The sequence below is a fragment of the Streptomyces sp. NPDC059787 genome, from assembly GCF_042732315.1.
Lineage (GTDB): Bacteria > Actinomycetota > Actinomycetes > Streptomycetales > Streptomycetaceae > Streptomyces > Streptomyces atrovirens.
The window spans coordinates 1-12,655 of sequence record NZ_JBHWHX010000003.1 but is presented as its reverse complement, the minus strand read 5'-3'; the positions used below and the strand labels follow the sequence as shown (position 1 = coordinate 12,655).

Sequence of the window (12,655 nt, the reverse complement as noted above, 5' to 3'; positions counted from 1 at the left end):
CTTGTCCACGAAGCGGTCACCCTTCACCGACGGGCCGGGAACCGCTTCGGACAGGCCTTCGCGCTCAACGCGCTCGGCGGCATCGCGTGCGAGCAGGGCCGGACCGGGCGCGGCCGACAGCCGGTGCGGCACGCCTCAGATCAGTTCGGGTTGAGGTTCCGGTCGCCGCGCCGGTGCGGTCCTCGGCTCCCACCGTGCGGTGGTCCGTACATAGCCGTGGATCACCGAGACCATGGCCAGCACGAGCAGCGGTCCGGACACCCAGGGATGCTCGGCCATCGCCAGCGGCAGGAACCGGTAGGACAGCAGAAGCGCGGCGAAGACCGTTGTGCCGTAGGCGACCAGCCGGATCCCCGATCGGTCCCAGCCCTGGTCGAACGTGCGCAGGGCCGCCTCGATCGTGAGCGTGAACACCACGCCGGCGATGAGGTCCGCGCCGTAGTGATAGCCGAATCCCAGCGTCGCGGCGAGCGTGGCGACCAGCCAGAACGTTCCTGCGAACCGCAGGACGCGGGGGCCCTTCCGGGAGTGGATGAAGATCGCGGTGGCCCACGCCGTATGCAGACTGGGCATGCAGTTCCGCGGGGTGATCCCGTCGAACGGCATGGGGCGCGGGGTGTCGACCGGCGGCAGCGTCCGCGGCCACAGATCGGCCACGGCCCAGGGCTCGCTGGGCGGCATGTCCGGCGCCCACAGGCTGACCGCCGACCAGTGCTCGGTGCCCGTGCCGTAGGCGAAGAGCGGTCCGACCACCGGGAAGATCATGTAGAAGGCCGGCCCGACGAGGCCGATCACCAGGAACGTGCGCACCAGGTGGTGGCGCGGGAAGCGGCGCTCGACCGCCACGTGGCGCAGTTGGTACAGCGCGGCGATGACCGCGGCCACCGCGAGATTGCCGTAGACGAAGTCGAGGAAGTTGAAGCCGACGGGGCCGGTGGCCGTCACGATACGGCCCGCCAGCCACGACGGGTCGCCCAGCGCGTGATCGGCGGTGGCCACGTACTGGTCGAGCACCGTCAGGCGGGTCTTCGAGGTGATGAGCAGCCAGGTGTCACCGGTCTTGCGGCCGGCCACCAGCAGCAGGGCCAGCCCGACGCCTTTCAGGAGCAGGACCCGCTCCCGGCCGGTGCGTCGGGTGACGGCGACGACCGCACAGCCCAGGACCACCCAGAGGGCGCCGTTGCCGAAGGGGTGGCCGCCGGCCGTCTCCGCGTCGACCGCCCACCGGACCACCAGGAAGACGAGGTCGATACCGATCGCCGTCCCCACCGCGACGAACCGTTCCCGCCAGGTGAGCACCACCATCATCAACGCCATGGCGGCGTACAGCATGCCGCCCGACTTGGGGGCGTACACGACCTCCCGCACCTGGTTGGTGATCGGCCCCGGCAGGCCGTAGTGACGCGCGGCGAACTCCAGCGCGACGAGGAACCCGAGGGTCACGGCACCCGCCGCGGTCCAGAGGGCCGTCCGCGGCCGACGCCATGGGGAGAGCGCGGTTCCCCGGTTCGTTCGCGAAAAGTTCTGCGGTGGTATGTGTCTCACTTTTGACTGCTTTGTTAGAGATCGGTCATGTCAGGGCGGGTTCCGCTCGTTACCTTCCGGCCGGAGTCGCTTTCCCCCTCACAAAGGGCGGTCCGTCGGAGCAAGACGGAAAGAACGCGGCGCGGGTTCCGGCGAGTTCGCCGTCGAGCCGCGCGTCGTCCGCCGGCTCCGGCGCGGGGCGTCGTCCCGGCGGTCCGGCCACCGCCGTTCTCCGTGCCATCGGCTGATCGCGCCGAGGCGGGACGGACGTCAGGGGGTCCGCCCGGCGGACGTAGGGGGACCGCCGGAGACCGGCCGGAGCACGGCCACGAGGCCGTCGTACAGGGAGCACCGGCCACACGGCACCCGCTGTCGAGGCGCACGCAAGCGCGATGCGGTCACTCCGTCGGAGTTCCCGCCGCGTCCCCCCGAGCCCCGAGACACCTCACGCCCCCTCGATCCGCCCCTGCACGCCACCCGTGCCCTCGATGTGCCTCCCCAGGCCCTCACTCCGAGCGAAGCACAGCGAATTCAAGCAGGTCAATAGCCGTGCGGAAGCCATGCGGCGATCCAGGTGCGGATGCCCTTCCCGGCGCCCGGACGCTTCTGCGGACGCCTCGTCGTGTCCGCTGTCGGTCAGCCCGGCGATCCGCTGCCCGACAAACCCACCCACCGCAGGGCAACCCCCACATTCGCCGTTCGCGCCCGTCCGGATCGCCGAGACGGTGCGCAGGCGGCAGGACGGTACGGTGGCCTGGGACAGGGCGACTCCTGCGTACGGCGCGTGATCGACGGCTGAGGGGACACCGACCGTACGCGCCGGGCACCGGTCCACGACGCGGTCGTCATGGCGCCGGGCGGTGACGTACGGGCCTCCGGGGCGGCACGGCGAAGAGGCGCGGCCGCGAGTAGCTTCCCGCCGTCGGAGCCGCGGCCGGGAACGAGGTCCGCAGCCGTACCGAGGCGACTCGCTCCCGGTCCGGCCTCGACGGCCCGGACGGCACGACCACGCCCGGTGTCTCGCCGGGACCTCGTCCTCCCGGCAGCGGTGAGCGGCCGCGGTCCGCGCGTACGGCGGACTCCTCCGTTGCCGGGGCGTGGCCCGTCAGGACCGCCGTCCCGCCGCCGGGTCGAGGCCGCAGGTCCCCGAGGCCGACACGCCGTCCTCTCCCGTGAGCCGCACGGTGGCCCGGCCGTCGGCGTCGTGGCTGTAGGCGATCGTGCAGACCAGCTGGCGCAGCGCGGTCCGGCCCAGCCCGTCCAGCGCGATGGGCAGGTCGGCCGTGACCTGTTCGCCGCCGGGCGAGACCTCCACCCGGAGCGTCGCGAACCGTGGGGCGGGGGGAAGGGACGTGCTGAGCCCCGCTGCGCGGTCCTGTTCGTCGGGACCGCTGAGCAGCGCGAGGATCACCTTCTCCGGCGGTACGGGCACGGCGTCCGCGACGGTGGGGTCCTGACCGGAGACCAGGCCGCCTTCGGGACCGTACTCGAGCGTGGACCCGGTGGACCGGACCACCGGACTGATCACACCTTCGCGGGAGTGGAAGAAGAGCAGCATGTCGTAGTCGTGGTCGACGAACGCCTGGACGGAGGCGGGCCCGCCCGCCTCGATCACGTCGGTCTCCCGGATGCCGCAGCCGCCGAGCAGCAGCACCCCCGACGCGACGGCGACCGCGCCGGTACGCCGGCACATCCGCGCACGCCTCATCCGCCGGCCTCTTCCAGGTGGAGCGGTATCTCGACGGTGAAGACGGCACCACCTCCGGGAAGGTTCCCCGCGCGGACGGTCCCGCCGTGCAGCCGCACGTTCTCCTGGGTGATCGCCAGCCCCAGGCCGCTGCCCGCCGACCGGGTACGTGCCGCGTCGGCCTTGTAGAACCGGTCGAAGATGTGCGGCAGCACGTCGGGCCGGATGCCGGGCCCGCTGTCGGCGACCTGGGTGATCAGTACGGGCGGGCCGGAGGAGCGTGCTTCGCCGCGCAGGCTCACCGTGACGGGCGCGCCGCCGTGCCGCAGGGCGTTGCCGACGAGGTTGGCGATCACGATGTCGAAGCGGCGCGGGTCGAGCCGGGCGCGGATGCCGGGGGGCAGCTCGGTGCGGACACGGCCGTCGGTCCAGTGCCGGTTCTGCAGTGTCTTGCGGATGGTCTCCGCGACGTCGACCTCGTCGGTGTTGAGCTCGGCGGCGCGGGCGTCGAAGCGGGAGATCTCCATCAGGTCCTCGACGAGCACGGCGAGCTTTCCGGTCTCGGTGCTGACCAGCCGGACCGCGCGGGCGGTGTCGGGGTCCAGCCGGCCGGCGTCCTCGTCGAGGACCTCGGTGACGGCGAGCATCCCGGTGAGCGGTGTGCGCAGCTCGTGGGAGACGTCGGAGGCGAAGCGGCGGGCGCGTGCCTCGGCCTCGCGCAGCTCGCGTACGGAGCGTTCGAGTTTGCCGGCGGAATCGTTGAAGGTGCGGGCGAGGTCGGCCAGTTCGTCGCTGCCGCGCACCGTGATCCGTGTGTCGAGTCGGCCGCTGCCCATGCTCTGGGCGGCCTGACGCAGTTCCCGCACCGGCCGCAGCACGCTGCGCGCGGCGATCAGGCCGGGGATCAGCGCGATGGCGAGGCCGGGCAGGGCTCCGTCCCGGGCGGCCACGAGGAGCGCGTCGACGTTGACCTGCTCGTCGGTCATCCGCATGACGGCGTAGAGGACGAGCCCGCTGGGCAGCGTGCTCTCGGGGCCGGTCCTGAGGACGGTGGGCATGGCGATGGTCAGGTAGGGCACACCGTCCTTCACGACCCGCTCGAAGCTGCCGCTGGGGTGGGCGCGTGCGGCGCGGCGCAGTTCGGGGGTGATGACGGTGGAGACGGGGTTCACGCCGGAGGAGGCGCGGACCGAACCGTACTCCGCGAACACCACCCAGGGGTGCGGCTTCCCCTTGCGGGCGATGTCACGCAGGACCAGCTCCAGTCCCTCCCTGTCTACGGGCAGGGTCCAGCCGGTCTGCTGGACCTGGTCACGGAACGAGGAGACCGCGGTGTCCTGGGCGGTCTTCAGCAGGGCGTTGCGGGCCTCACGGTAGGTCAGCGCGGACGTGGTGCCCGCGCTGACGGCGGCGACCAGCAGGAAGGCGAACACCAGCCGGGTGCGCAGTCCGAACGCCCTGGCCCGAGCCCGCCCCGCGGGAGCGTCACCGGGCGTGCCGCCGTCGGCTCCGCGGCGCCGGCCGACGGCGCCGGAGAAGCCGTGGAGAAGCCGCCGCGCCGGGCCGGGGCCGGAGGTCACAGCGGTCCGAAGCGGTAGCCGAAGCCCCGCAGCGTCTGGATGTAGCGGGGGCTGCCCGCCTCGTCCTCGATCTTGCCGCGCAGCCGTGCGACGCAGGCGTCGACCAGTCGTGCGTCGGCGTGGAAACTGTGCTCCCACACGTGTTCCAGCAGTTGCTGCCTGCTGAACACCTGCTCGGGCGCGGCGGACAGATGGAGCAGCAGCTTGAGTTCGGAGGGGGCCAGCGCGAGGTGTCTGCCGGACTTGGTGACGCTCAGCGCGGCCCGGTCGACGGTCAGTTCGCCGTAGACCTCGATGGCCGTCCGATCCGGGCCGGTGTGGTCGATGCGGCGCAGCACGGCGCAGATCCGGGCCTCGATCACCTCGGTGCGGGCGGGCTTGACGATGTAGTCGTCGGCACCGGCCTCCAGGCCGATCACCACGTCGAAGTCGTCGCCCCGCGCGGTGAGCATGATGATCGGCAGCTGGCTCCGCTCGCGGACCCGCCGGCAGACCTGCACCCCGTTCATGCCGGGCAGCATCAGGTCCAGCAGCATCAGATCGGGCCGGAACTCGGCCAGCGCGGCGAGGCCGGCCTCGCCGGTCGCGGCCACCCGTACCTCGTGTCCACGGCGGCGCAGACCGAGTTCGACTCCTTCGCGTACGGAAGGGTCGTCCTCGACGAGGAGCACGCGGGGCATGAGCAGTTCTCCTTCGGTGGTGGTCAGGCCCGGGTGACTCTCCGGCGTGCGCCGGAGAGCAGGGCGTCGAGTTCGGTGAGCCGCAGCGGACGGGCGAGCAGGGCGAAGGAGAGCACGACGACGGCGGCCCCGGCGGTTGCGGCGGCGAGGGCTCCCGCCCGTGCGGCGCCCAGTGCGGCCAGATGGCCCAGTACGGTGGCGGGCACGGCGGCGAGGACGAGCCGCGCGTGCGTTCCCGCGGCGGTCGAGCGCAGCGGACGGGCGACGCCGAGACGGCGGCTCAGCACCCGGACGGTCACCGCCCAGCCCACGCACAGCGCCACCGAGTACGCCGCCGCCATGCCGGTCACGGCCCAGCGGGCGGGCAGCAGTTGGGCGGCCGCCACGGACAGTCCCGCGTTGAGGGCGACGATCACCAGGTTGAGCAGGAACGGCGTACGGGTGTCGGAGAGGGAGTAGAAGGTGCGGGAGAGCACGTACTGGCCCGACATGGCGACGAGTCCGGGTGCGAAGGCCATCAGGATCGTGGCCATGGCCGCGGTGTCGCCGGCGCCGGTCCTGCCGTGTCCGAAGACGAGATCCATCACCGGCCGGGCGAGGGCGAGCAGCATGCACGCGGCGGGTACGACGGCGGACGCGGAGGCGCGCAACGCCTGGGAGACGTCGCGCCGCAGGGCGGCGGTGTCCCCGTCGGCGGCGGCCGCGCTCATCCGGGGCATCAGCGCGGTGACCAGGGAGACGGTGATGATGCCGTGCGGTACGACCCACAGGACGTAGGCGTTGTTGTACGCGCTGTACCCGGGGCCGCCGTCGAGGCCCGCGGTCGTGGCCAGCCGGGTGGTGACCCAGTAGGCGGCCTGGTTGGCCAGCACCAGCAGCACCAGCCAGAAGGCCGACCGCAACGGGCGGGTCAGTCCGCTGCCGCGCCAGTCGAAGCGGGGCCGCCAGCGGAACCCCGCCGCGCGCAGCGCGGGGAGGAGGGCGAGGGCCTGGACGGCGATGCCGGCGGTGGTGCCCCAGCCGAGCAGGGCGGTCTCGGCCGGGGTGAGGGTGTCCCCGCCGCCCGTGGCGAAGGCCAGGTACAGGCCGAACACGGTCATGACGACCAGGTTGTTGAGAACCGGCGCCCACATCATCGCGCCGAACCGGCCGCGTGCGTTGAGAACTTGTCCGAGCAGGGTGAACAGCCCGAGGAAGAGGATCTGCGGCAGGCAGTAACGGGCGAACGCGGTCGTCATGGCGGCCTGCCGGCCGCTGTAGTCGGTGTACGCGTCGACGATCGCGGGAGCCGCCCACACCGCGGTCGCGGTGATCGCCAGCAGGCCGGCCACGCAGACGGTGACGAGCCGGTCGGTGTACGCGACGCCGCCGTCCTCGTGCTCCTTGGCCGCCTTGACCAGCTCGGGGACGAAGACGGCGTTGAGCGCGCCGCCGAGGAGGAGCATGTAGACGATGGTGGGCAGGGAGTTGCCGACCGCGTAGCCGTCGGCGGTCGGCCCGATGGTGCCGAGCGCCGCCGCGACCACGGCGGAGCGGGCGAAACCGGTGCCCCGGGAGACGATCGACCCGACGGCCATGACGGCACTGCTGCGCGCCGTGGAGGCCGTCTTCGCACCGGTGCCGCCGTCGCCGGACCGCCCGCTGTCCGGCCGGGAGGCCGCGCCGTCCGTGCCGGTCGGAGTCGTGGCGCTCACCGGCGGTTCAGGTACGCCTGGAAGGCGCGGTACAGCGTCTGGTTGGCGGTGCCGCCCAACGGTCTCTCCCATTCCCCCAACGTCTCGACGACCTGCCCGCCGGTGCCGAGCTTCCACCGCAGCAGTCCGTACGCACGTTCGGCAGGGTCGAGAGTGGAGGGTACCCCGCGCATGTCGTAGACATCGGCGCCGAGGGCGTGGGCGTCCTGCAGCATCCGCCACTGCAGGGCGTTGGAGGGCCGTACCTCACGGCGGTGGCCGGCCGACGCCCCGGTCTGGTACCAGACCCGGCGGCCCACCGCGATCATCGTGTGGGCGGCGAGGATCTCACCGCGGTGACGGGCGAGATACAGCTTCATCCGGCCAGGTTCCTCGGCGTTGAGCGCCGCGTACTGACGCTCGTAGTAGGCGAGGGAGCGGCCGAGCCGGAAGCCGTCGCGCTGCTCGGTGATGCCCAGCAGCCGGTAGAACTCGGGGAGTTCGGCGGCGCTGCCCACGACCACCTCCACGCCCTCCTTCCGGGCACGCCGGACGTTGCGCCGCCACTCCTGGTTGAGCCCGGACCACAGGTCCTCGGCGGTGCGTCCGGCGAGCCGTATCCGGAAGACGTGGCGGGGCTGGGCGTCCCCGTCGTCCGCGGTCCCCTCACCGCCGCAGCGGCGCCACCCCCGGGCGCGCAGCCGCTCGGCGACGGCCGTGCCGAGCGGGTCGACCTCGCTGGCGAGCACGTCGCCCAGCCGGCGGCCCGGCCCGGCGAGCGGCTTCAGCGCGGAGGCGTCCCACCGCCGGTACGCGGGCGAGGGGCCCATGCGTACGGCGAACGCGCCCGCGCCGCGCAGATGGTCGAGCAGCGGCGTGAGCCAGACGTCGACGTCGGGATCCGCCCAGTCGGCCACGGGCCCCTCGGGAAGGTAGGCGAAGTACCTGCGGGTGCCGGGGAACTGACGCAGCAGCACCAGTGCCACACCGCTCAGCGCCCCCGATCCGGGGTCCGTGCCCCAGCCGAGCAGCAGGGCCCGCCAGCCCTCCTTGACGTCGGCCCAGGAGGGGCACTGCAGGAAGCCGGGGCCGAGGGCCCGGCCGGCGGGCGACGCCAGGAAGCCGCGGTAGGCCTCGGGCGTGACGGGCCCGAGGAACACGGGTCCCTTCCCCGCCCGGGGGACTCGGCCGGGCGGTACGAGCAGTGCTGACACGGTCCGATCCTCGCTTTCTCCCCGGCCTGTCGCAGGGACGCCGACGATGCTCACAGCGGTCCGTGACCGCTCCGCACGACGAATGTGACGGGACCATGACCGTTCCTCACCAACCGCCGTCACATTGCCCCGTAGTGGCTGACCTGGCCTTTTCCTGGTTCTGAAGTCACGATCGTCCGCTCGTCACCGCGGAGTCGTCCGTCACGGAGGTCCCCATGCACCGCACACGCGTGTTCGCCCACGCCCCGATACGGGCCGCCGTCGCGGCGGCCCTGCTGGCGCTGCTCGCCGCCTGCTCGACGGGTTCGCCGCCGGCCGCCTCGGACGCGCCGCGGACCGGGAAGCCCGACGACCGGCCCGTCACGGTCACCGTCACCCCCGAGGGGCGGCAGGCCGCGCCGGGCCGGCCGGTGACGGTCACCGCCTCTCACGGCCGTCTCACCTCGGTGACCGTCACCGACGCCGACGGCCGCCGGCTGCCCGGCGAGGTCACGGCCGACGGCGCACAGTGGATCTCGGACCGCAAGGCCGCGCCCGGCACGGCGTACACCGTCGCCGCCGCGACCCGGACCGAGGGCGGCACCGCCGCGACCACGAAGGCCTCCTTCACCACGGCCGAGGCGGACAAGGTCAACAAGGTCGACTGGCGTCCGGGCACCGGCACCACCGTCGGCGTGGCCCAGCCGATCTCCCTGGTCTTCGACAACCCGGTCGAGAACCGGGCCGAGGTCGAGAAGCAGCTCGAGGTCACCACCTCGGACGGCACCGAGGGCTCTTGGGGCTGGATACGCGACTGGTCGGGCAGGGACAGGGTCGACTGGCGTCCGAAGTCGTACTGGAAGCCCGGGACGAAGGTGACGCTGGACGCCGAGCTGAACGGCACCGACTCGGGCCCCGACGGCGGCTGGTTCGTACGCGACTACACGACGACCTTCACCGTCGGCGCCCGGCAGATCGTCGAGGTCGACCTCGACCGCCACCGGCTCACACTGGTACGCGACGGCGAGACCGTCCGGAGCATCCCGGTCTCCGGCGGCACGCCCGGCGGCGACAAGCGCTCCTGGCGCGGAACGGCCGTGCTCATGGCCAAGGAGGGCACGATCAACATGAACTCCGAGACGGTCGGCCTCGGCGACGCCTACGACAAGATGGTCGACTACTCGATGCGGCTGACCTGGTCGGGCATGTACGCGCACGCCGCCCCGTGGAACGCCCCCCACTTCGGCAACGCCAACCGCAGTTCGGGCTGCATCGGCATGAGCGACGCGGACGCGGCCTGGTTCTACGGACAGGTACGGCCGGGCGACCCGTTCGAGATCACGGGCGAGGAGACCAAGGGCGTGGTCGACCCGGGCAACGGCTTCGGTGCGTGGAACGTGCCGTGGACCGCCTGGCGGCAGAAGAGCGCGCTGCGGTGAGGACGGCGCCGACGCCGGGGCCACCGCACCGGGCCGACGTGCCTTGTCCGCGAGCCTTTCCGCCTCAGCGGAACTCGTGGACCACCTGGATCCTGCCGACGATGTGGGCGTTGAAGTCGTCCAGTTCCCCGGCCGGAACCCAGAGTTCGAGAATCGTCCGCCCACCCGCCTGCTGGACGGGATACCGGCTCAAGAACTCCGACTCGACCTCGAAACGAGTGACGAAGCCGGCACCGTCGTGCTTCACGTTCCAGTCCCGCGCGATCCTGATCGCGTAGTCCTCGTCGAGGACCGGGTAGAAGATCGGCTGCTCGGGCAACCGGGGCGGCCATGCGCGCCAGTTCAGCTCCCGAACCAGATCCAGCTCCTTGGGACCGGTGGGACGCCACAGGGTCGTCGTCGCTTGCCGACTGGTCATGCCCATCACTCTCTGAACACAGGCCGCTGGTACGGCGATCCGGAGACCCGGACGATACCGGCACCACGAATCCGGCGGCTACGCGGTTTCCGCTTCCGCCCCGACGACATGGAGACGGGGGCGGTCCGGCAGCGTGCCGAGGGCGGTGGCACGCACACCGGGGTCGGGGTCCTCGGCGAACGGCGGCAGCGCGTCGTCGGCGAGAGCGCCGAGCATCCGCAGCGCGGACAGCGCACGGGCCCGGACCGCGGCCCGTGGGTGACGGGTGAGGGGGGCGCAGCAGGGCGGCGTTCTCGGGGCACCGCTGCTCGGCCAGCCCGGCGAGTGCCGCCGGTGCGACGGCAGCCGGGTCGGCGCACAGTGCCCGGTAGTGCGCGTGGGGGGCGTCGTCCGCCGCCCGGAGTTCCCGGCACACCGCCGCGCGGACGGTGGCCGACGGGTCCGCCGGGTGCCGTGTCAGCTCGTCGCCGCGGCCGGCGCCCCGCAGCCGCCCGACGGCGGCGGAGCGCACGGCCGTGTCCCGGGCACGGAGCAGGCGGTCGAGGACGGCGTTCCCGTCCGGGCCGACGAGGACGGCCGCGCAGCTGTACCGCCGGATGTGCCGGTCCCGGTGCCGCCGTCGTGGACAGCCGGGGTGTCCGGGCCACGGAGCGCGGCGGGCTGCGCGGCAGTCACCTGGGATCCATAAGTTCCTCGCTCACGCAACCCACTTCGATGCCACAACGTCCAACTTCCTGACAGGCGGCTGCCGATCACCCAGGAGAGCACGTGGCGAAGAAGGACCGGACGACGGACGCGGCGGGGGAGAAGGACCGCGAGAAGTGGATGGCGCGTTTCCAGGTACGGCTGGCCATGCAGCCGGGCGTGGACCGGGCGGTCGTGCTCCGGGCGGTCAAGGATGTCACGGTGCACTGTGCGGAGACGGGAGAGCACCCGCGGACCGCCTTCGGCGACCCGGACGCCTACGCCGTACAGGCCGCCGCGCGGCTGGTGCCGGCGGACCGGGCGGCGCGCGCGGGGCGGCGCAACGCCGTGGCGGACGCGCTCGACTCCGTGTCCAGGAGGGCCGGGGACATCGCCGGTCTGTGACCGGTCGAAGCGACTTCCCTCATGCCCGGCGCACGGGTTTCGGACACAGGCTTGTGTCCGCGACAACCGTCGTGGCCGGGCCTGCTGGCGTCAGCGGCCGGTCAGGGCGGCGAGGGTGGCGTCCAGGTCGGCTGCCCCGGGCCGATTGTGGGGGAGCTTGGCGAGGATCCTGGCCATGCCGCAGGTGTCGGTCAGGGCGGAGATGACCAGACCGCCGGCGACGCCCGCGGACAGCAGGCGTGCCGCGCTCCAGCGCTGTCCGGCGATCAGGCCGGTCAGGACGAGGGATCCGGCGACGAGGCGGACCTGACGGTTCGAACGCCAGCACCGTGACCAGGGCCGGGACGGCGAGGAAGCCTCCACCGACCCCGAGCAGCCCGGTCGGCGCGCCCAGTCCGGCGCCGGTGCTGGCCGCCTTGGCGGCCCTTGCTCCGCCGGCGGCCGAGCCGGTGGCGGTACGGCCGGGGCGCAGCATTCCGACAGCGGCGAGTGCGGCGATGGCGGCGAACGCGGCGGTCAGTACGGACTGGGGCAGGCGGGACGCGGCGGCTCCGGCGGTGGCGACGGCGGCGGTGCGCGAGTCGAAGCCGAGCTTGGCGTAGATGCGGGCCGGATGGGACTTGACGGTGCCTTCGGTCAGGTGGAGGCGGTCGCCGACGGCCTGGCCGACCGGCGACCCCACCAGCTCTCCGGCGGACAGCGCCAGCGCGTCGACATCGCCCGCGCCCTGATGAACGACCCCACGGTCCTCCCGGTCGACGACCCCACCAGCGCCCTCGACCACGGACGAGGCGCCGCCGTCATCGAGCTGATCACCCGCCTCATCCACCAGCAGGCCACCGCCACCGTCCTGGCCACCCACGACCGCACCCACCTCACCGCCGTCGACCGGATCGCCGAAGTGCACGACGGACGCCTGCGCCTCCCGGCCGCAACCCGCTGGTCCGCACGACCAGCGCGTTGCCGCGCGGGCAGCGCCGGGGACGGGTCCTCAGGGTGCCGAACCGGCCGTGCCGTCCGCCGTCGGCGAGAACTCCACCGTTCGCCGATGCGCGGCCGGGGTCTTGGCGGACCCGGGGACCCAGGGTGCCGTGCCGGGACTTCCGCGAGTCTGTGAAGTCTTTCGGCGGGGAGGCGGAGTCCTCGACGGCAGCGGGGGATGAGGCTCCCGGCGGTTTCGAAGCACTGCCGTTGAGCACTGTCCTCCTTCGGACGGACCGGTGTCCGTCGCCCCCATCCGCGCGGGTGAGCCGGAGCCGCTGCCCGCCCCTCGTTGCACGCAAGCGTGTTCGACATTACGGTCCATGTCTTTACAGTGCGGTCGTCCAGGGTTCGAGAGGCACACGAGGCGCATGTGGCAACCAGCTGCCCA

11 protein-coding genes and 2 pseudogenes are annotated in these 12,655 nt (G+C 72.8%); 3 read left to right on the top strand and 10 right to left on the bottom strand.

Annotated elements, in window-relative coordinates; translation table 11 throughout:
- Nucleotides 1–135 precede the first annotated feature (135 nt).
- The 6 genes from ACFV5H_RS03790 to ACFV5H_RS03765 form a co-directional block, all read right to left on the bottom strand.
- Nucleotides 136–1,536 (bottom strand): phosphatase PAP2 family protein, encoded by a 1,401-nt coding sequence (locus ACFV5H_RS03790; protein WP_385192890.1) that lies wholly within the window; start codon nt 1,534–1,536, stop codon nt 136–138.
- Between the two features lie 1,093 nt (nt 1,537–2,629).
- Nucleotides 2,630–3,217: a hypothetical protein gene (locus ACFV5H_RS03785; protein ID WP_385192626.1), complete on the bottom strand. Its 588-nt coding sequence runs from the start codon at nt 3,215–3,217 to the stop codon at nt 2,630–2,632.
- Nucleotides 3,218–3,228: 11 nt separating this feature from the next.
- Nucleotides 3,229–4,791 (bottom strand): ATP-binding protein, encoded by a 1,563-nt coding sequence (locus ACFV5H_RS03780; RefSeq protein ID WP_385057974.1) that lies wholly within the window; start codon nt 4,789–4,791, stop codon nt 3,229–3,231.
- Nucleotides 4,788–5,471 carry a response regulator gene (locus ACFV5H_RS03775; RefSeq protein ID WP_385057976.1) on the bottom strand — a complete coding sequence of 228 codons (684 nt, stop codon included), beginning with the start codon at nt 5,469–5,471 and terminating at the stop codon, nt 4,788–4,790. Before ACFV5H_RS03775 ends, ACFV5H_RS03780 begins: the two co-directional genes overlap by 4 nt.
- 23 nt (nt 5,472–5,494) lie before the next feature.
- Nucleotides 5,495–7,237 (bottom strand): murein biosynthesis integral membrane protein MurJ, encoded by a 1,743-nt coding sequence (gene murJ, locus ACFV5H_RS03770; protein WP_385192624.1) that lies wholly within the window; start codon nt 7,235–7,237, stop codon nt 5,495–5,497.
- Complete coding sequence (locus tag ACFV5H_RS03765; protein ID WP_385057980.1) at nt 7,162–8,358, bottom strand: lipid II:glycine glycyltransferase FemX; 1,197 nt, start codon at nt 8,356–8,358, stop codon at nt 7,162–7,164. The genes murJ and ACFV5H_RS03765 overlap by 76 nt, the downstream gene beginning before the upstream one ends.
- 215 nt (nt 8,359–8,573) lie before the next feature.
- Here ACFV5H_RS03765 and ACFV5H_RS03760 point away from each other — a divergent pair, with 215 nt between their 5' ends.
- Complete coding sequence (locus tag ACFV5H_RS03760) at nt 8,574–9,776, top strand: Ig-like domain-containing protein (RefSeq protein ID WP_385192622.1); 1,203 nt, start codon at nt 8,574–8,576, stop codon at nt 9,774–9,776.
- 64 nt (nt 9,777–9,840) lie between these two features.
- Here ACFV5H_RS03760 and ACFV5H_RS03755 read toward each other — a convergent pair whose 3' ends face one another.
- Both ACFV5H_RS03755 and ACFV5H_RS03750 read right to left on the bottom strand, forming a co-directional pair.
- Complete coding sequence (locus tag ACFV5H_RS03755) at nt 9,841–10,194, bottom strand: hypothetical protein (RefSeq protein WP_385192619.1); 354 nt, start codon at nt 10,192–10,194, stop codon at nt 9,841–9,843.
- A 78-nt stretch (nt 10,195–10,272) separates the two neighbouring features.
- A complete protein-coding gene (locus tag ACFV5H_RS03750) occupies nt 10,273–10,410 on the bottom strand; it encodes a hypothetical protein (RefSeq protein WP_385192617.1) in 138 nt (45 codons plus the stop codon).
- Between the two features lie 552 nt (nt 10,411–10,962).
- Here ACFV5H_RS03750 and ACFV5H_RS03745 point away from each other — a divergent pair.
- Nucleotides 10,963–11,283 carry a hypothetical protein gene (locus tag ACFV5H_RS03745; RefSeq protein WP_385057986.1) on the top strand — a complete coding sequence of 107 codons (321 nt, stop codon included), beginning with the start codon at nt 10,963–10,965 and terminating at the stop codon, nt 11,281–11,283.
- A gap of 90 nt (nt 11,284–11,373) precedes the next feature.
- Here ACFV5H_RS03745 and ACFV5H_RS03740 read toward each other — a convergent pair whose 3' ends face one another.
- Entirely contained in the window at nt 11,374–11,646 is a 273-nt protein-coding gene (locus ACFV5H_RS03740; protein WP_385057988.1) for a DUF2892 domain-containing protein, read from the bottom strand.
- Nucleotides 11,597–11,983, bottom strand: a pseudogene (locus ACFV5H_RS03735) (TSUP family transporter); the annotation flags it as partial. The gene ACFV5H_RS03740 and the pseudogene ACFV5H_RS03735, both read right to left, overlap by 50 nt.
- Between ACFV5H_RS03735 and ACFV5H_RS03730 the strand changes: the two are divergent.
- Nucleotides 11,942–12,220, top strand: a pseudogene (locus ACFV5H_RS03730) (ATP-binding cassette domain-containing protein); the annotation flags it as partial. The pseudogenes ACFV5H_RS03735 and ACFV5H_RS03730 sit on opposite strands and share 42 nt — an antisense overlap.
- Nucleotides 12,221–12,655 lie beyond the last annotated feature (435 nt).

Excerpts from the sequence above, each read along its gene's own strand:
- ACFV5H_RS03785 (WP_385192626.1), bottom strand. The coding sequence starts at position 3,217 with ATGTGCCGGCGTACCGGCGCGGTCGCCGTCGCGTCGGGGGTGCTGCTG.
- ACFV5H_RS03760 (WP_385192622.1), top strand. The coding sequence starts at position 8,574 with ATGCACCGCACACGCGTGTTCGCCCACGCCCCGATACGGGCCGCCGTC.
- ACFV5H_RS03755 (WP_385192619.1), bottom strand. The coding sequence starts at position 10,194 with ATGACCAGTCGGCAAGCGACGACGACCCTGTGGCGTCCCACCGGTCCC.
- murJ (WP_385192624.1), bottom strand. The coding sequence starts at position 7,237 with ATGGGAGAGACCGTTGGGCGGCACCGCCAACCAGACGCTGTACCGCGC.
- ACFV5H_RS03750 (WP_385192617.1), bottom strand. The coding sequence starts at position 10,410 with ATGCTCGGCGCTCTCGCCGACGACGCGCTGCCGCCGTTCGCCGAGGAC.
- ACFV5H_RS03775 (WP_385057976.1), bottom strand. The coding sequence starts at position 5,471 with ATGCCCCGCGTGCTCCTCGTCGAGGACGACCCTTCCGTACGCGAAGGA.